The organism is Hydrogenophaga sp. SL48, assembly GCF_021729865.1.
Classification (GTDB): Bacteria; Pseudomonadota; Gammaproteobacteria; order Burkholderiales; family Burkholderiaceae_C; genus Hydrogenophaga.
The window spans coordinates 4,890,413-4,908,531 of the sequence record NZ_CP063400.1 but is presented as its reverse complement, the minus strand read 5'-3'; the positions used below and the strand labels follow the sequence as shown (position 1 = coordinate 4,908,531).

The 18,119-nt window shown below is 69.8% G+C and carries 17 protein-coding genes; 6 read left to right on the top strand and 11 right to left on the bottom strand.

From position 1 onward, the window contains the following. Positions 1 to 2: 2 nt before the first annotated feature. The 6 genes from IM738_RS23380 to IM738_RS23355 form a co-directional block, all read right to left on the bottom strand. Positions 3 to 2,087 (bottom strand): sensor histidine kinase, encoded by a 2,085-nt coding sequence (locus IM738_RS23380; RefSeq protein ID WP_236963410.1) that lies wholly within the window; start codon positions 2,085 to 2,087, stop codon positions 3 to 5. An 81-nt stretch (positions 2,088 to 2,168) separates the two neighbouring features. Beyond that, a complete protein-coding gene (locus IM738_RS23375) occupies positions 2,169 to 2,594 on the bottom strand; it encodes a BLUF domain-containing protein (RefSeq protein WP_236963409.1) in 426 nt (141 codons plus the stop codon). 80 nt (positions 2,595 to 2,674) lie between these two features. Beyond that, the gene (locus tag IM738_RS23370) at positions 2,675 to 3,346 is read right to left on the bottom strand and encodes a potassium channel family protein (protein WP_236963408.1); all 672 of its coding nucleotides are present in this window, start codon (positions 3,344 to 3,346) and stop codon (positions 2,675 to 2,677) included. Continuing rightward, complete coding sequence (locus IM738_RS23365) at positions 3,339 to 4,679, bottom strand: TrkH family potassium uptake protein (RefSeq protein WP_236963407.1); 1,341 nt, start codon at positions 4,677 to 4,679, stop codon at positions 3,339 to 3,341. Before IM738_RS23365 ends, IM738_RS23370 begins: the two co-directional genes overlap by 8 nt. A 101-nt stretch (positions 4,680 to 4,780) precedes the next feature. Beyond that, positions 4,781 to 5,473, bottom strand: coding sequence for a MarC family protein (locus IM738_RS23360; protein ID WP_236963406.1), 693 nt, complete (start codon positions 5,471 to 5,473; stop codon positions 4,781 to 4,783). After that, complete coding sequence (locus tag IM738_RS23355) at positions 5,470 to 7,020, bottom strand: BCCT family transporter (RefSeq protein WP_236963405.1); 1,551 nt, start codon at positions 7,018 to 7,020, stop codon at positions 5,470 to 5,472. Before IM738_RS23355 ends, IM738_RS23360 begins: the two co-directional genes overlap by 4 nt. Before the next feature lie 461 nt (positions 7,021 to 7,481). Here IM738_RS23355 and IM738_RS23350 point away from each other — a divergent pair, with 461 nt between their 5' ends. Beyond that, positions 7,482 to 8,660, top strand: coding sequence for an MFS transporter (locus tag IM738_RS23350; RefSeq protein ID WP_236963404.1), 1,179 nt, complete (start codon positions 7,482 to 7,484; stop codon positions 8,658 to 8,660). Positions 8,661 to 8,669: 9 nt separating this feature from the next. Here IM738_RS23350 and IM738_RS23345 read toward each other — a convergent pair whose 3' ends face one another. The 5 genes from IM738_RS23345 to IM738_RS23325 form a co-directional block, all read right to left on the bottom strand. After that, positions 8,670 to 9,710: a DMT family transporter gene (locus tag IM738_RS23345; protein ID WP_236963403.1), complete on the bottom strand. Its 1,041-nt coding sequence runs from the start codon at positions 9,708 to 9,710 to the stop codon at positions 8,670 to 8,672. 5 nt (positions 9,711 to 9,715) lie between these two features. After that, entirely contained in the window at positions 9,716 to 10,063 is a 348-nt protein-coding gene (locus IM738_RS23340) for a DUF6488 family protein (protein WP_236963402.1), read from the bottom strand. Between the two features lie 49 nt (positions 10,064 to 10,112). Beyond that, positions 10,113 to 10,901, bottom strand: coding sequence for a HupE/UreJ family protein (locus IM738_RS23335; protein ID WP_236963401.1), 789 nt, complete (start codon positions 10,899 to 10,901; stop codon positions 10,113 to 10,115). Positions 10,902 to 11,013: 112 nt separating this feature from the next. Continuing rightward, positions 11,014 to 11,409, bottom strand: a complete 396-nt coding sequence (locus IM738_RS23330; RefSeq protein ID WP_236963400.1) for a hypothetical protein — start codon at positions 11,407 to 11,409, stop codon at positions 11,014 to 11,016. A gap of 71 nt (positions 11,410 to 11,480) precedes the next feature. Next, entirely contained in the window at positions 11,481 to 13,568 is a 2,088-nt protein-coding gene (locus IM738_RS23325) for an ATP-binding protein (RefSeq protein ID WP_236963399.1), read from the bottom strand. Between the two features lie 372 nt (positions 13,569 to 13,940). On the opposite strand from IM738_RS23325, the gene IM738_RS23320 reads away from it, so the two are divergent. Genes IM738_RS23320 through IM738_RS23300 form a run of 5 tightly spaced genes read left to right on the top strand, consistent with a single transcriptional unit; the run spans position 13,941 to position 18,109 of the window. Continuing rightward, positions 13,941 to 14,573 carry a TetR/AcrR family transcriptional regulator gene (locus IM738_RS23320; protein WP_236963398.1) on the top strand — a complete coding sequence of 211 codons (633 nt, stop codon included), beginning with the start codon at positions 13,941 to 13,943 and terminating at the stop codon, positions 14,571 to 14,573. Next, a complete protein-coding gene (locus IM738_RS23315) occupies positions 14,570 to 15,778 on the top strand; it encodes an efflux RND transporter periplasmic adaptor subunit (protein ID WP_236963397.1) in 1,209 nt (402 codons plus the stop codon). The genes IM738_RS23320 and IM738_RS23315 overlap by 4 nt, the downstream gene beginning before the upstream one ends. Further along, complete coding sequence (locus IM738_RS23310) at positions 15,775 to 16,965, top strand: ABC transporter permease (RefSeq protein ID WP_236963396.1); 1,191 nt, start codon at positions 15,775 to 15,777, stop codon at positions 16,963 to 16,965. Before IM738_RS23315 ends, IM738_RS23310 begins: the two co-directional genes overlap by 4 nt. Beyond that, positions 16,962 to 17,714 (top strand): ABC transporter ATP-binding protein, encoded by a 753-nt coding sequence (locus IM738_RS23305; RefSeq protein ID WP_236963395.1) that lies wholly within the window; start codon positions 16,962 to 16,964, stop codon positions 17,712 to 17,714. Before IM738_RS23310 ends, IM738_RS23305 begins: the two co-directional genes overlap by 4 nt. Before the next feature lie 14 nt (positions 17,715 to 17,728). After that, positions 17,729 to 18,109: a hypothetical protein gene (locus IM738_RS23300; RefSeq protein ID WP_236963394.1), complete on the top strand. Its 381-nt coding sequence runs from the start codon at positions 17,729 to 17,731 to the stop codon at positions 18,107 to 18,109. Positions 18,110 to 18,119: the final 10 nt, after the last annotated feature.

Sequence of the window (18,119 nt, the reverse complement as noted above, 5' to 3'; positions counted from 1 at the left end):
GCTCAGGGCGGCGCCGGGTCCAGCACCTGAGGCTCGTCGGGGATCGTGAAATAGAAAGCCGCACCCTGGCCGACCGCGCCCTCGCCGCGCACCGTGCCCCCGTGGCGTTGCAGCACGCGTTGCACCGAGGCCAGCCCCACGCCCGAACCCTCGAAGGCCTGGTGGGTGTGCAGGCGTTTGAATGGCTGGAACAGCTGCGCCGCATAGGCCATGTCAAAGCCCGCACCGTTGTCCCGCACGCAGAACGTCTGCATGCCCTCGCTGTGCCCCGTGCGCGAGAACCCGATGCGCGGTTGCGCCGTCTGGCTGGTGTATTTCCAGGCGTTGCCCAGCAGGTTCTGCAGCACCACACCCATCAGCGTCGGGTCGGCCTCCACCACCAGGCCGTCTTCGATGGCCCACTGCATCCGCACACCCGGGTGAGCCTGCTCCAGCTCCGCCGCCACCCGGCGCGCCAACGCGCTGAGGTCCACCCGCTGATGCCGGATCACCGCGCGGCTGTGTTGCGCCATGGTGAGCAGGTCGGTGATGAGCTGGCCCATGCGCTTGGCCGCCTCCTGGATGCGCCGCAGGTGGGCGCGCCCCGACTCGGACTGCGCCACCCCATCTTCTTCCAGCAGGCTCGCAAAACCGTGGATCGTGCGCAGCGGCGTGCGCAGGTCGTGCGACACGCTGTAGGCAAAGGTCTCCAGCTCGTGATTCAGCACCCCGAGCTCGCGCGTGCGCACCTCGACCCGCTGTTCCAGCCCCTCGTTGAGCTGCTGCAGCGCCAGTTGCGCCGTGCGCATCTCGGTGATGTCCTGGAGCGTGCCCTGGCTGTACAGGGGCCGGTCGCCGTCGCGGGTGGTGATGGCCAGCGCGTGCACGTACTTGAGCGTTCCGTCGGGCAGCAGCAGACGGTGGACCACGTCGCAGGGCTGGCGCCCCTGCAACGACGCCTTGAACGCCGCCGTCACGCCCTGTCGATCATCGGGATGCACCGCGTCGAGGAAGGCCTGGTACGTCGGCGTGTGCACCGCCGGGGCCAGCCCGAGCATGCGAAACACCTCGTCAGACCAGGTCAACCGCCCGGTCCGGTGATCGTGCTCCCAGTGGCCCACGCGCGCCATGCGCTGTGCCTCCTTCAGGCGCGCCTCGCTCGCCACGGCCGCCGCCCGGCTGCGCGACACCCGCCACAGCAGCACGGCAATCAGCCCCCCGGCCGACAGGATCAGCAGCGACAGCGCCGCCGTCATCCACTGGTCGCGGCGCTGCACCGGCGCCAGCGGGCCCAGCACCGAGGCATCGGCCAGGCCAATGGCCACCAGCGCACCCGACTGCGGCAGCCGGTGCCAGCCATAGGTGCGGGGCACGCCGTCCACCTTGCCCGGCGTGCGGTACACCCCCTGGAGCGCGTCCGGCTGGGCCATGTAGGGGCGGTCGTTCGGCATCGACTGCGCCATCGATCCCTCGTTGTCCCTGCTGCGCGCCAGCACACGGCCCCCGGGGTGGATCAGGGCCACCACGTCCTGCCCGGACAGCTCCAGCCCCGCCAGCTTGCGCGCCATGGGCTCGGCGCCCAGCGTCAGGTGCACGGTTCCTGCGAAACGGCCGCCCTGCAGCAGCGGCCGGCTCATGGCAAACACCCAGCGACCATCGAGCCGAGAGCGCACCGGCACCCCGATGGCCAGGCGGTCTCCGCCCGCCAGGTGCGCGCGGAAGTAGTCGCGGTCGGCGATGTTCACGCCCTGGCCCAGCCCCAGGCTGTTGTAGACCACGAGGCCCTCGGCGTTGGCCACGACGGCGTGGGACACAAAACCCTCGGGCAAGGCCTGCAGCGTCTCCTGCACCCGCTGCCCGAAGGCGGCGGTGTTGCCCCGGGGCCACTCGGTGCGCAGCTGCCTGAGCGCCAGATCCACCGCGCTGAACACCCCCTGCACCTGCCCCGCCATCGCGTCCGCCAGGTGCAGGCTGCGCTGCTCGGCCTGCAACAGCACCTGCGCCTCCAGTTCCGACCGGGAGCGGCTGCTCTGCCACCACAACACGCCCGTCGCCAGCGCGGTGAACAGCAACACCAGGGCCACCAGCGAACGGGTCCGATCGGTCATGCCGTCAACTCCAGCGCCCTCAGGGGCACGGGCGAGGCCCGCCCGGGCGGCGGGCTCGCCCGCACGTCCCTGGCCAGCGGGTCACAACGGGCGCAAGAAATCATCGCGCAGCTGCAGCAGGATCTTCTTGCCGTTGGACCCTCGGCCCGCACTGACCAGGCCTTCGTTCAACACGCATTCGTAGCCTGGGCGCTCGCGCAGCGCCGCTTCGTCGGGCGACACAAAGCCCATCGCCCAGCGGTCGAAGCTGCGCGCCGCCACCGGCCCTTCCCACATCGAATACACCTGCTGGTGCCGCCGATCCCTGCAGATGGTGGCAAACAGCGCCTCCACCTCGTCGCGCTCGCCCTCCAGCAACTGCAGGAACTCCTGCCGGTGGTACATCAGCAGCCCGGTGATGCCCTGCGCCACGTTGTACACGCGGGACTGATCCAGCAGCTGCAACAGCTCGGATTGCACCATCTCGTGCGTGGCCAGGCTGACGTAGGTGATTTCGTGAAGTGCCATGCGGTGAGTCCAGAAACAAAACCCTGTGTGTTCGGGTTTATCGGTGGAATCCGGTCCACATTGAGCCGCAGCACCGTTCCTCAGTACAGCGCCGCGAACTGCTCGACCAGCGGCGTCGGCCCGGCCAGGATCAGGTGATCCCCCGGCTTGATCTCGGTGTCGGGCTTGGCGTAGATGAAGTCCTGGTGGCGCCGCTTGATGCCCACCACCGTGACACCGTGTTTTTTGCGCACGTTCGATACCGCCAGCGTCTTGTTGTGCGTCTCCATCGGTGCGCGGGTCTTGGCGATGGCAAAACCGTCGTCGAACTCGATGAACTCCATCATCTTGCCCGTCACCAGGTGCGCCACCCGCTCGCCCATGTCGGCCTCGGGGTAGATCACGTGGTGCGCGCCCACCCGCTCGGCAATGCGCCCGTGCTGCGGGCTGTTGGCCTTGGCCCAGATGTCCTTCATGCCCATCTGCGCCAGGTTGAGCACCGTCAGCACGCTCGCCTCCAGGTTGGCGCCGATGCTCACCACCGCGTGCGAGAAGTCGGTCACCGACAGCTGCTGGAGCGCCTGCAGCTCGGTGGAGTCCGCCTTGACGACGTGCGGCAGCTCGTGCGCCAGCTCCTGCACCACCGCTTCGTCGGCGTCCATGGCCAGCACCTCGTGCCCCGCAGCCACCAGCGCACGCGCCACGCTGGCGCCAAAACGCCCCAGCCCCATGACAACCACGCTGTCGCCCCGCCTTGAGTTTGATTTAGCCAACAATCGGTTTCTCCTCGGGAAAACGGTACGCCCTGGGTACCTGGTTGATCGCCAGCGCCAGCGCCAGCGTGACCACGCCCACGCGACCGGCGTACATCAGCGCAATGATCACGCCCTGCGCGGCGGGCGGCAGTTCGGCCGTGATGCCGGCGGACAGGCCCACCGTGGCAAAGGCCGACACCACCTCGAACATCAGCTTCTCCAGCGGCAGATGATCCGCCAGCGGGATGATGAACAGCAGCCCCAGCGACACCGCCGCGCCGCTGAGCACCAGGATCGACAGCGCCTGGCGCTGGACCTGGGTGCCGATGCGCCGCCCGCGCAGCTCCACGTCGGCGCGGCCGCGGATCTCGGCCCACACGATCAGCAGCAGCAGGAACACCGTGGTCACCTTCACGCCGCCGGCCGTGCCCGCGCTGCCGCCGCCAATGAACATCAGCACACAGTGCAGCACCAGCGACTCCATCTTCAGCGCGGCGATGTCCACCGCGTTGAAGCCCGCTGTGCGCGCCGAGACCGAGGTGAACAGCGCCGCCAGCCACTGGTCCGCCACACCCAGCGGGCCGATGGTCTTGGGGTTGTTGTGCTCCACCAGCCACAGCGCCAGCGTGCCCAGCAGCACCAGCGCCGCCGAACCCCAGACCGTGAGTGTGGTGTGGATCGACCAGCGCGCGTGCCGCTTGCGCCGATTGGCCCAGAGCTCGGTGATCACCGGGAACCCGAGCCCGCCCACCACGATGGCCAGCATCAGCGGACCCAGCACCCAGCCGTCGGTCACATGGCGCATCACGCTGTCGGGCCAGGTGGAGAAACCCGCGTTGTTGTAGGCCGAGACCGAATGGAACGCGCCCTGCCACAGCGCCTCGCGCCAGCCCAGGCCCATGGTCATGGCAAAGCGCGCCGCCAGCCACAAGGCCACCACGCCCTCGACCACCACCGTCACCACCAGCACCATGCGCGCCACCGAACGCACGTCGCCCAGCGACAGCGCGTGCGTTTCCGACTGCAGCAGCAGCCGCGTGCGCAGCTTCATGTGGCCGCCGATCAGCAGGCCCATCAGCGTGGCCGAGGTCATCATCCCGAAGCCGCCGAGCTGGAACAGCGCCATCACCAGGCCCTGGCCCAGCGGGCTCCAGTAGGTGCCCGTGTCCACCACCACCAGCCCGGTCACGCACACCGCCGAGGTCGCCGTGAACAGCGCCGTCAGCCACGGCGCGCTCTCGCCGCTGGCGCTGGCCCAGGGCAGCATCAGCAGCGCCGTGCCCAGCACGATGGTGGCCAGAAACGCCAGCGCCAGCACGGCGGCCGGGTGGGTGGGCAGGTGGTTCTTCATGGGGGTGCGGGCGGCGGTGGAAGAGTCTAGCCGTTCGGCGCACCTCTGCCGACCCGCTGCTCAGCCCCGCCGGCCGCCACCACAACCCCCGTTGGCGTGCCTCAGGTCGCTGCGGCCTGCCGCAGCAGGCCCAGCAGCAGCTCGCTCGCCCCGTCCCACACGATCTGCACCCCCAGGCACAGCAGGATGAAGGCCGACAGGCGCAGAAAGATCACCGTGCCGGCTTCGCCCAGCGGCCGCAGCAGTCGCTGCGCGTAGCGAAACGCCAGGTACAGCAAGACGCCCACCGCCACCAGCGCCAGCACGCCGCCGCCCATGCGCGCGAGCGAGAGCAGCAGCCGGTCGTCCTGCAGCGACACGCCCACCGTGATGGCCGCCGCGATCGAGCCCGGTCCGCAGCTGATCGGGAACGTGAGCGGGTAAAACGCCTGGCGCCGCGCCATCTCGGGCGTGAACGACTCGGCCAGCTCGGTGCGGCTGTCCACCGTGGCGTGGGTGGCGGTCAGCAGGCGCCAGGCCGTGGCCGCCAGAATGAGGCCGCCACCCACCCGCACGATGGGCAGCGAGATGCCGAAGAAGCTCAGCACGTACGAGCCCACCAGCATCGAGCCCAGCATCAGCCCGAACATGTTGCGCGCGATGCGCCGCGCCAGCAGCGCCCGGGTGCTGGCCGACGCCCCCTCGGTGAGCCCGAGAAAGATCGGCGCCGTGGCCGCCGGGTTCAGGATCGGCAGCAGCGCCGCGAAGACGAACAGAAAGCTCTTGCCCAGCGCCAGCAGCAGTTCGATCGTCATGGGTGCCGGGCGTCGCGCTCGGGGGCGGGTGTGCGGTCCACCATGTCGCGCATGCGCCGGCGCATCGCCCGGTCGCGCCGCTGCTCCTCGTCCCAGTCCTCGCGCACCCCGCGCCACAGCGCCAGCGCCATGAGCAGGATCACCAGCGTGAACGGCAGCGCGAACACGATGGTCGCCGTCTGCACCGCCTTCACGCCGCCGGCCAGCAGCAGGCTGATGGCGATGCCCGAGACCAGCAGGCCCCAGACGATCTTCACCCGCGCGCTGGGGTTTTCATCGCCGCCGGTGCTCATCATGCCCAGCACCAGCGTGGCCGAGTCGCCCGAGGTCACGAAGAACACCAGCACCAGCACCGTGGCCACGCCGCTCATCAGGCCGCCCATGGGCAGGTGATCGAACATGGCGAACAGGCCGGTGGACACATCGGCACTCACCGCCTCGGCGATCGGCAGGCCCTGCATGATCTGCAGGTGCAGCGCCGTGCCGCCGAACACCGAGAACCACACGAACGCCGCCAGCGTGGGCGCCAGCACCGTGCCCAGCAGGAACTCGCGGATGGTGCGCCCGCGCGAGACGCGCGCGATGAACAGGCCCACGAACGGCGACCAGCTCACCCACCAGGCCCAGTAAAACACCGTCCAGCCACCCACCCAGCCGCTGTCGCGGAAGGGCGTCATGCGCAGGCTCATGCGCACGAAGTCGCTCAGGTAGCTGCCCAGCGTGTTGGTGAAGGTGTCGATGATCGCCACCGTCGGCCCCACCACGAACACCGCCAGCGCCAGCAGGCCCGCCACGATCAGGTTGAAGGTCGAGAGCCACTTGATGCCCTTGCTCACCCCGGTCACGGCCGAGGTCAGGAACAGCACCGTCGTCACCACGATGATCGCCACCTGCGCGGTGCTGTTCACCGGCAGCCCCATCACCGCCGCCAGGCCGCTGTTGATCTGCAGCGCGCCCATGCCCAGCGAAGCCGCCACGCCAAAGGCCGTGGCGATCACCGCCAGCACGTTCACCACCGGGCCGAGCTTCTTCATCGGGGCCCAGGGCAGCGCCTCCACCGCCGTGCTCACCAGCGCCGAGCCGCCGCGGCGGAACTGGAAGAACGCAATCGCCAGCGCCACGATGCTGTACACCGCCCAGGGATGCAGCCCCCAGTGGAAAAAGCTGTAGCGCATGGCCGCGTTGGCCGCCTCGGGCGTGTTCGGCGCGATGCCCGGGGGCGGCGCGCCGTAGTGCGAGATCGGCTCGGCCACGCCCCAGAACACCAGGCCGATGCCCATGCCCGCGGCGAACAGCATGGCGAACCAGGCCCCGATGGAAAACTCCGGTTCGTCGTCCTCGCCGCCGAGCTTGAGGTCGCCGTAGCGGCTGACCGCCAGGATCAGCGCCATCACCACCAGACCCAGCACCACCCACAGGTAGAACCAGCCGAAGTTGCGCGTGATGCCCGCCAGCGCGGTGTCGAACACCCCGCCCAGCGACGTCGGGGCGATCACGCCCCACAGAACAATGGCCAGGATCAAACCGGCCGACACGATGAGTTGCATGAGAGTCCTCCTCCAGGAAAAAGGCTGTCGAAGGCCACGGACAAGGCAACCGGCGCCATGCTGGCGCACAGGCGAATCGCCCAAGCGTGCAGTGGATACCGGTGCAACCGAAGAGACAAGCCAGAAGACGGCGGCGGTCCGGTCCGATGTGTCAGTGTCGCCCGGCCCGCCAGGCCCATGCAGGGCGCTTTGGAGCGGTGGCAGCGGCGCCAGACAAGCGCGCTGAGCCGGGGCTGTCAGCAAGGACCGGCACCACCAGCGCAAGTGGGTGCGCCGGCCATGCCGTCATGAACGAAGGCGACATTGTGCCCGGATGCGCCGCGCCGCGTGAGCCTGTGCTCACATACCCAAGTGGCGGGCGCGGAAATGCGTCTCTCCATGCGCTCACAAGCCCCTGACCATCATGGCCGCGCCTGCGGATGCTCTGCCACACTGGCAGCCACAGACCCCTGAAACGCGCCATGAAGAAGCCAGACCCTTCCCAACCCCGGCTGCCCACCGCCATCTGGGTGCTGGGCTTCGTGAGCCTGCTGATGGACATTTCGTCCGAGATGGTGCACAGCCTGCTGCCGCTGTTCATGGTGGGCACCCTGGGCGCGAGCGCCCTGGTGGTGGGCCTGATCGAGGGGCTGGCCGAGGCCACGGCGCTGATCGTCAAGGTGTTTTCGGGCATGCTGAGCGACTGGTGGGGCCAGCGCAAACGGCTGGCCGTGTTCGGCTACGCCCTGGGCGCGCTGACCAAGCCGCTGTTTGCGCTGGCGCCGGGCATCGGCACCGTGCTGACGGCGCGCCTGCTCGACCGCGTGGGCAAGGGGATTCGCGGTGCGCCGCGCGATGCGCTGGTGGCTGACATCGCGCCGCCCGACATGCGCGGGGCGGCCTTCGGCCTGCGCCAGTCGCTCGACACGGTGGGCGCCTTCCTCGGCCCGCTGCTGGCGGTGGGCCTGATGCTGCTCTGGGCCAACGACTTCCGTGCGGTGTTCTGGGTGGCGGTGGTGCCGGGCCTGCTGGCGGTGGGGCTGCTGGTGGCGGGCGTGCGCGAGCCCGATCGGCCGGCGGGCCAGCGTCGCAGCAACCCGATCCGGCGCGAGAACCTGCGCCGCCTGGGTGGCGACTACGGGTGGGTGGTGGGCCTGGGCGCGGTGTTCACGCTGGCGCGTTTCAGCGAGGCGTTTCTGGTGCTGCGCGCCGCGCAGAGTGGTGTGCCTCTGGCGCTGGTCCCGCTGGTGATGGTGGCGATGAACCTGGTGTACGCGGCGTCGGCCTACCCCTTTGGCCGCTTGTCCGACCGCATGGACCACCGCACGCTGCTGGCCCTGGGTCTGGCGGTGCTGATCGCGGCCGACCTGGTGCTGGCGGCCCAGGCGCACTGGGCCGCGGTGCTGGCCGGTGTGGCGTTGTGGGGCCTGCACATGGGCATGACGCAGGGCCTGCTGGCGACCATGGTGGCCGACACGGCGCCGGCCGACCTGCGCGGCACGGCCTTCGGCTTCTTCAACCTCGTCAGCGGTGTGGCCCTGTTGCTGTCCAGCGCCATCGCCGGCCTGTTGTGGGACCAGATGGGCGCCTCGTTCACCTTCTACGCCGGGGCTACATTCAGCGGCCTGGCCTTGCTGGGACTGGCCCTGCGCAGTCGCTGAGCGGGTCGCTCAGTGCGGGTGCCGGTGGTGCACGTCGGGCGCGTGCGGGTGGGCGTGGTGCAGCGGGCTGTGGTGGTGCGGGTGGCTGTGCGGGCCGGCGGGCATGGGGCTGTGGCGGTGCAGGTGGTGGCCGTCGTCGTGGGTGTGGGCGTGTTCGTGGTCCATGGCCTCGTGATCGTGGTCGTGGCCGTGGTCTTCGGCCAGGTGGATCAGCACCCCGGCCACCATGAGCACGCCGCCCGCCAGCAGCCACCCGCTGGCCGAACGCTCGCCCAGGGCGAACGCGCCGAGGGCGCCGATGAAGGGTGCAAACGCGAACACCGAGCCGGTGCGCGCCGCGCCAAAGCTGCGCTGCGCCAGCAAATAGAAGCGCAGGCTCAGCCCGTAACCGGTGGCGCCCACGGCGAGCAGGGCCGATGCCGCCCGCCACGCCGGCATCGGCTCGCCCCAGGCCAGCGCGAGCGCGGTGGTGACACTGGCCCCCAGCGCGGCCTTGGCCAGCACCACCTGCCCGGGGTCGCGGTCGGCGACGCCGCGCGAGAGCGTGTTGTCCACGCCCCAGGCCACGGTGGCCACCGCCACCGCGAGCAGGCCGAGCAACTGCACCTGGCCCGTGAGACCCTGGTCGATCACCAGCAGGGCGCCGCCGGCCAGCAGCAGCGCCACGGCGGTTTTGACGCGCCCGTCCAGCACCTCGCCGTACCAGCGCCAGGCCAGCACCGCCGTGAACACGGCTTCGAGCGTGAGCAGCAGCGAGGCGCTGGCGCCGCTGGTGCGCTGCAGGCCCCAGGCCAGCGCCACCGGGCCAATGACGGCGCCCGCCGCCACCATGGCGAGCAGGCGCGGGGCGTCGCTGCGGCGCAGGGGCGCCTCCACCTGGGCGCCCCTGCGCTGCAGCAGCGCCACCAGCGCAGCGCCGGCGTAGAGCAGCGCGGCGGTGCTGAAGGCCCCAAGGCCCTGGCCAAAACGCTGCACCAGCGGCGTGCTCAGGCCAAACAGCGCCGCGGCCAGCAGCGCGAGCCCACCACCGCGCAGAACGGGCGAGGCCACGGCGCTCACTGCCCGGTGTGGTTGGCGGCGATGAAGTTGCCGGGCTGCGAGAAGAAGATGTAGAGCGTCTGCTTGGCGGCGTCGGGCGCGGCGGGGTTCTTGAACGACACCTTCCACTCCTTGCCCTTCTTGCCGTCCACCAGCTCGGCCTTGTCTTGTTTGACGGCCTGCCACGAAGCGTCCAGCTTGCCGGCCTTGACCAGCGAGGCCTTGCGCTGCGCGGCGCAGTCGGTGACGACGGCTTCGGTGGCGGGCTTGCTGCCGTGGAAGTGGCAGCTGCCGCCTTCGGCGGCCAGGGCGGGGGCGGCGATGAGGGTGGAGACCAGGGCGGCGGCGATGACGAGGGATTTCATGGGGAGTCCTTTGAGGGGTTGGAAAAAGCGGGAATGGGAGCGAGAAACATCAGAGGCCGTCACGGCTGGTGTCTTCGGTGTTTTCGACATCGAGGTCTTCGTGGGCGTGGCGGTGTTCGGCGGCAGGGAAACGGAAGCTGTCCGGATCAACGTCGTGCTGGTAGCCGTGCAACTGCATGAACAGCAGGTAGACACCGGCGTAGAGCAGCCCCAGGTTGGCCATGTAGGCGAAGCGTTTGAACGACGGCCGGTGGCGCCACAGCGACAGCGCGCCCACCATCACCACCAGCGCGGCGACCTGGCCGAGTTCGACACCGACGTTGAAGCTGAGGATGCGCCCGAGCATGGCCATCGGGTCGTCGCCCAGCGGCAGCTGCTGCAACCGGGTGGACAGGCCAAAGCCGTGCAGCAGGCCGAAGCCGAACACCATCCACAGCAGGTTGGGCGAGGCCATCTGGAAGTGCTTCTGGAAGCCGCCGTTGTTGTCGAAGGCTTTGTACATCACGCTGATGGCGATGATGGCGTCGATGAGGTAGTAGTTCCAGGTGATCTTGAAGTAGGTGGCAAAGATCAGGGTGATGCAATGCCCCAGTGTGAAGATCGAGACGAACTTGACCACGTCTTTGAACGAGGCCAGGAAGAACACCACGCCGAAGAGGAACAGCAGGTGGTCGTACCCGGTGAGCATGTGGCTGGCGCCCAGGCCCACGTATTGCAGGTAACCACCGTCGAGCATGCGCTGACGGTCGGCGTCGGAAATGCCGTGGGCCAGGGCGGCCAGCGGCGCGAGGGCGAGCAGCAGCCAGACGGCCGCGCTTCGCAAGCGAGAGACATGCATTGAAGAATCCTGTGGGTCTGATGAAACAACCGGCCGCAGGGCCTGCGGCACGGGCCACCTCGCGCGCGCAACGCGGCGCGAGGCTGGGCGCCACGCGGGCGCCCGGGAGGCGTCAGACCGAGGGCTGGGGAGGCCGGAGCAGACCTGCCAGATCGGCCGAGGGCGGCTGGACCGAGGTCCACGCCCTGGGTGCACCACGCGGCATCGACGGCGACGGCAGGGCCGCAGCCACCGGCCAGCCCTGGAACTGCACCCCCTCGCTGGCGTGTGAGTGGTGGGGGCCGTGGTCGTCGCCGTCTGGGGCCTCGCTCATCAGCAGCGTGGGGTCGAGGTCGTGGCCCAGCGCCCCGTGTGGGTCGAGGTGCTGGTGGTGGCCATGGTCGATCGCGTGGGCTACCTCGTGCGCCAGCCGCTCGGCCTGCCCGGCCCGCTGGGCGGGCAGCGCCCACGCCACGGACTGCAGCAGCAGGCCGAACAGCAGGAGCCAAGTGGTGAGGGCGGATTTCACGCAACGGAGTGTATCGGCCGCCCCCGGTTCGGGACCGGACACGGGTTTCAGGCCACCGTCGTGTCCCGGGCTCACCAGGTCGACAGATCCGAGGCCACCGCCACCTCGGGCAGCGTGAAGTAGAAGGCCGCGCCCTGGCCGACGGCGCCCTCGCCGCGCACCTCGCCACCGTGGCGGCGGATCACCCGGCTCACCGTCGCCAGCCCCACACCCGAGCCCTCGAATTCATGGTGCGCGTGCAGCCGCCGGAAAGGCTGGAACAGCTGCCCCGCGTAGGCCATGTCGAAGCCCGCACCGTTGTCGCGCACACAGAAGGTGGTCATCCCGTCGGCGCTGTGCTCCTGGGTGAACGAAATCCGGGCCTGCGGCGTCTGGCTGGTGTATTTCCAGGCGTTGCCCAGCAGGTTCTGCAGCACCACCCGCATCAGGCCCGGGTCGGCCATCGCCTGCAGCCCGACATCGATGTGCCAGTCCACTTCCCGCTGTGGCTCGGAGCGCCGCAGTTCGCCCGCGATCGACAGCGCCAGCTCGCTCAGGTTCACCGGCTCCTGGTGCATCCTGGCGCGGTTCAGGTGCGTCAGCGACAGCAGGTCCGTGATGAGCTGCCCCATGCGGCGCGAACCGTCCTGGATGCGTTTGAGGTGCCTGCGGCCCGCATCGGAGAGTTGGCCGGCTTCCTCTTCCTCCAGCACGCAGGCAAAGCCGTGGATGCTGCGCAGCGGTGTGCGCAGGTCGTGCGACACGCTGTAGGCGAAGGCCTCCAGCTCCCGGTTGGCCTGCGCCAGCTCGCGCGTGCGCTCGGTCACGCGCGACTCCAGCTCGTCGTTGAGCTGCTGCAGCGCCAGCTGCGCCGTGCGCACCTCGGTGATGTCCAGCACCGTGCCCATGCTGCGCACCGGCCGGTCGCCGTCGTATTCGGTCGCGCCCCGCTCGCGCACGTATTTCACCCGCCCGCCGGGCAGCAGCACCCGGTGCACCACGTTGTAGGTCCGGCGGTCCTTGACCGAGGCGTCGAAGGCCTGCTGCACCATGGTGCGGTCGTCCGGGTGCACCAAATCCAGGAAACGCTCGAACGACGGCTGCAACAGCCCCGGATCGACCTCGAAGATGCGGTACACCTCGTCGGACCACAGCAGCCGGCCCGAAGCCAGGTCGTGCTCCCAGCTGCCCAGGCCCGCCAGCTGCTGTGCCTCTTTCAACCCAGCCTCGCTGCGCGCCAGCGCCCGCTGGCTGCGCGCCATGCGAAGCTGGTCGCGCACGTTCACCCCGCCAAAGCCCAGCAGCAGCAGCGACAGCACCCCCGTCACCAGCAGGTTGCGCCGCAGCGCGGGCGCCAGCGGCGCCAGCACCGAGTCGTCGGCCAGGCCCACCGACACCACCAGCCCCGGGTCGGCCAGGCGGCGCCAGCCGTAGGTGCGAGGCGCATGGTCGACGGCGTCGTCCACCCGGTAGGTGCCACGCACCAGGGCCGGATCGACCCGGAACGGGCGGTCCGCCGGCGCCAGCTGGCCCATCGACGCCTCGTTGTTCTTGCTGCGCGCCAGGTAGTGGCCGTCCGGGTGCACCAGCGACACCACGTCCTGGTCCGACAGCTCCAGCCGGCCCAGCTCACGGGCGATGTACGCCGACTCCACCACCATGTAGACCACCCCGTCGAAACGCCCCTCGCGCAGCACCGGTCGATCCACCGCAAACGCCCAGCGCCCGGTCAGGCGCGAACGCACCGGCGCCGACACCCGCATCGCGTCGGGGCCCAGGCGCGCCACCTGGAAGCTGTCGCGGTCGCCCACATAGCGCCCTGTTTCCAGCCCCAGGCTGTTGTAGACCAGATGGCCACTGCCGTCGGCCACCGACACGTGCGAGACCAGGCCCGGCGGCAGGCTGTTCAGGGCGTCCTTCGCCAGCACGTCGAAACGTTCCCGTGGCTCGCGCACCCAGTGATCGCGCAGCGTCCTGAGCGTGATGTCCATCGTGTTGAGCTGCGCCTGCACCTGCCCGGCCATGGCATCGGCCACGTGCAGGCTGCGCTGCTCGGCCTGCTGCAGCACCTGCTCGCGCAGCTGTGCCTGCGAGTGCAGCGACTGCCACCACAGCACCCCCGCCGCAACCACGGTGAATGCCGCCGCCAGCAGGGCAAACGAACGCTTGCGTGGCTTCACCGGGGAGCCCCCCCACCCAGGGCGAGGCCCCGCACGAAGCGCGCTGCTGCATGGCACCGATTCACAACGACTGTCTCTCTTGGATAAGGCCCGTCCGCTTGTCCGGCGGGCGGCTGACTGGCTGGCTGTCCCTGATTCTCGCGCGGGGACCTTGCGCCCTGCTGATACGGTAACCAGTATCCCATCCATTTCGTCACGAAACGCCAGAAATTGAGGGGTCGGGCTGGCATGGAGGGGGCTGGCTTGCGGACGCGGCGCGCCGTTGAGGGTCTCCCGCGCACCGGCGCCATCGTGCCTGGACAGGCACCTGCGAAAGGTCCGATGCTGGGGTCGGGCTTGAATATAAGTAATTGCTCAATTACATTTGTCACCATGCCCCACAAACAACCCACTGAAACACGACAGACCGCCCTGGTGGCCGCAGCCCTGGCACTGGCCGCCGAGCGCAGCCCGGCCAGCGTGACCACGGCCGACCTGGCGAAAGCGGTGGGCATCACGCAGGGCGCGGTGTTCCGGCACTTCGAGAGCAAGGAAGCGATCTGGCTCGCGGTGATCGACTTCGCGCACCAGGACCTGCTGGCCCGCCTGCACGCGGCGGCCACCGCGCAGACCTTGCCGCTGGCGGCGCTGCGCGGCGTGTTCATGGCGCACGTGGATTTCGTGGTGGAGCAGCCGGGCGTGCCGCGGGTGATTTTTCAGGAGCTGCAGCACCCCGAGGACACGCCGCTCAAGGCGCGCGTGCGCGGGCTGATGCAGGCCTACCGCGCGCTGCTGGCCGGTCTGCTGGAGCGCGCACAGACCGCAGAGCAGCTGGCGCCGGACACCGACCTGAAGGCCGCCGCCGTGCTGTTCATCGGTTCGGTGCAGGGGCTGGTGATGCAGTCGCTGCTGAGCGGCCAGGTGGGCGCGATGCGCGCGCTGGCGCCCGCCGTGTTCGAGCTTTTTCAACAAGCGATCACCGCGCCGCCCACCCGGGCCCGGCGCACCCAGGAGAGCCCCGCATGAAGATGAACCCTCAAACCTCGCGCCGGCTGCTGCTGGGTGGCCTGGCGCTCGCGCTGGTGGCGGCGCTGGCTTTTGTGGCGCTGCGCACCGGGCCGCTGGCGCCCATCAAGGTGCAGGTGGTCGAGGTGAAAAAAGGCAGCGTGAGCCCGGCCATCTTCGGCATTGGCCAGGTGGAGGCGCAGCGCAGCTGGATGGTCGGGCCGACGGTGGCCGGGCGCGTGCTGGGCGTGAAGGTGGACGTGGGCCAGGCGGTGTTGCCGGGCCAGGCGCTGGCCGAGATGGACCCGGTGGACCTGGACCAGCGCTTGGCGGCACTGGACGCCTCGCTCGCCCGCGCGCAGAGCGCGCAGCAGGCGTCGGGCGCGCAGGTGGCCGATGCGCAGGCGCGGCGCGCGCTGGCGGCGGCGAACCTGAAGCGCAATGAAGACCTGGCGCGGCAGAACTTCATCAGCGCCGGGGCGCTGGAGGCGCGCTCGCAAGAGGTGGCTTCGGCCAACGCGGGCGTGGCGGCGGCGCAGGCCAACCTGGGCGGCAGCGCGCAAGACATCACCCGCCTGCGCGCCGAACGCGCGGCGCTGGCGCAGCAGCGTGGCAACCTCAAGCTGGTGGCGCCCGCCGCCGCGGTGGTGACCGCGCGCGAGGCCGAGGCCGGCACCACGGTGGTGGCGGGCCAGGCGGTGCTGCGGCTGATGGACCCGGCCAGCCTGTGGGTGAAGCTGCGGGTGGACCAGGGCCGGTCCGCCGGGCTGGCACCGGGGCTGATGGCGCGCATCACGCTGCGCTCGCGCCCGGGCGAAACGCTGGCCGGCCAGGTGGCGCGCGTGGAGCCGCTGGCCGACAGCGTGACCGAGGAGCGGCTGGCGATGGTGGCGTTTGACGCGCTGCCCGCGGGCGCTTCGTTGGGCGCTTCCGTGGGCGAAATGGCCGAGGTGACGCTGCAGTTGCCGGCCACGGCACAGAGCCTGCTGCTGCCGAACGCGGCGGTGGTGCAGCACGAAGGCCAGACCGGCGTGTGGCGGCTGAAGGACGGCACGCTGGAATTCGCGCCGGTGACGCTGGGCGTGCAAGGGCTGGACGGCACGGTGCAGGCCCTCGGCGGCCTGGATGAAGGCGACACGGTGGTGCTGTACAGCCAGACCGCGCTGAAACCCGGCGCGCGCATCGCGGTGGTGGAGCAACTGGTGCCCGCGGGAGGCGCGAAGTGATCAGCCTCGCAGGTCGCGACATCCTGCACGGCTGGAGCAAGTACGTGCTGACCGGGCTGGGCCTGGGGCTCTTGATCGGCGTGACGCTGACCATGGCGGGCGTGTACCGGGGCATGGTGGACGACGCGCACGCGCTGCTGGCCAACAGCCGCGCCGACCTGTGGGTGGTGCAGAAAGACACGCAGGGGCCTTACGCCGAATCGTCGAGCATCAAGGACGACGTGGTGCGCAGCGTGCGCGGCATGCCGGGCGTGGCCGCGGCGGCCAACGTGGCCTACCTCACCATGCAGGTGCAGAAGGGCGGGCAGGACCAGCGCGTGATGGTGGTGGGCATGGAGCCGGGCATGCCCGGCGCGCCGGGTTACCTGGTGGCGGGCCGGCACATCACACGCAACCATTACGAAGCGGTGGCCGATGTGAAAACCGGCTTTGCGCTGGGCGACACGGTGCGCATCCGCCGCCATCACTACACGGTGGTCGGGCTGACGCGGCGCATGGTGTCGTCGGGCGGCGACCCGATGCTGTTCGTGCCGATGAAGGACGCGCAGGAAACGCAGTTCCTGAAAGACAACGACGCCATCGTCAACGACCGCGCGCGCACCGCCGCCAACCCGGCCTTCAACCGCCCGGGCAGCCCCGGCCTGCTGGAGGCGGTGCAGGCCCTGCAGACCAGCAGCCGCAATGTGAACGCGGTGCTGGTGCAGATCGCGCCGGGCTTCACACCCGAACAGGTGGCCGAACCGATACGGCGCTGGAAGCACCTGAGCGTGTACACGCGCGACGGCATGGAAGACATCCTGGTGGTGAAACTGATCGCGAATTCGGCGAAGCAGATCGGCATGTTCCTCGTGATCCTCGCCATCGTCAGCGCGGCCATCGTGGCCTTCATCATCTACACCATGACCATGGGCAAGCTGCGCGAGATCGCGGTCTTGAAGCTCATCGGCACGCGCGACCGCACCATCGCCGGCATGATCCTGCAGCAGGCGCTGGGCCTGGGCCTGATCGGCTTTGCGGTGGGCAAGGTGGCGGCCACGGTGTGGGGGCCGGCGTTCCCGAAATACGTGCTGCTGCTGCCGGGCGACGCGGTGGCCGGCCTGGTGGCCACGCTGCTGATGTGCGCGCTGGCGAGCACGCTGGCGATCCGTGTGGCGCTCAAGGTCGACCCGGGCGCAGCGATCGGATGACCCCCATGAACACCAACACCCAGGGCGGCATCCTGATCGAAGGCCTGCGCAAGGTCTATGGCAGTGGCGACACGGCCGTGGAAGCGCTGAAACACGTGAACATGCAGGTGGCCCCCGGCGAGGTGGTGGGCCTGGTCGGGCCTTCGGGCTCGGGCAAGAGCACGCTGCTTAAATGCCTGGGCGCCATCATCGAACCCACCAGCGGCCGCATGACGCTGGGCAACGAAGTGATCTACGACAACGGCTGGAAGGTGAAAGACCTGCGCGAACTGCGGCGCGACCGCATCGGCTTCGTGTTCCAGGCGCCCTACCTCATTCCCTTCCTGGACGTGACCGACAACGTGGCGCTGCTGCCGATGCTGGCGGGCACACCCAACGCGGGTGCGCGCGAGCGGGCGATGGAGTTGCTGACCGCGCTGGACGTGTTGCACCGTGCGAAGGCCGAGCCTTCACAGCTCTCGGGCGGCGAGCAGCAGCGCGTGTCGATTGCGCGGGCGCTGGCGAACAAGCCGCCGGTGATCCTGGCCGACGAACCCACCGCGCCGCTGGACAGCGAACGCGCGCTGGCGGTGATGCGCATCCTGAACCAGATGGCGCAACAGGCGCAGACCGCGATCATCGTGGTGACGCACGACGAAAAGATCATCCCGACCTTCAAGCGGATCTACCACATCCGCGATGGCCAGACGGTGGAAGAAGCCGGCGAAGGCCGCGCGCTGGACGACACCATCACCCCCACAACCCTTTGAGCGAAGGAGCTTCCATGACAACGTCCCGTCTCATGACAACGCTGGCCGGCATCGCCGTGGTGTTCGGCGCGCTCACGGTGTTCAGCGGCTGGCAGGGCCTGTTCGGCGACGCGGCCACCCGCGCGGCCCTGGGCCACACGGTGGGCTACGTGCTGTGGTTCAACTTCCTCGCGGGCTTCGCCTACGTGGCGGCCGGGTGGGGCCTGTGGCGCGGTGCGCGCTGGGGCCTGTGGCTCGCGACGGCGCTGGCGCTGGGCACCGCGCTGGTGGCCGCGGCTTTCGGGGTGCATGTGCTGGGCGGCGGTGCGTTCGAGATGCGCACGGTGGGCGCGCTGGCCCTGCGCCTCGGGTTCTGGGTGGTGGTGGCCGCGGTGGGGTGGCGGCAGCCGTCGTAGCATCGGCGCT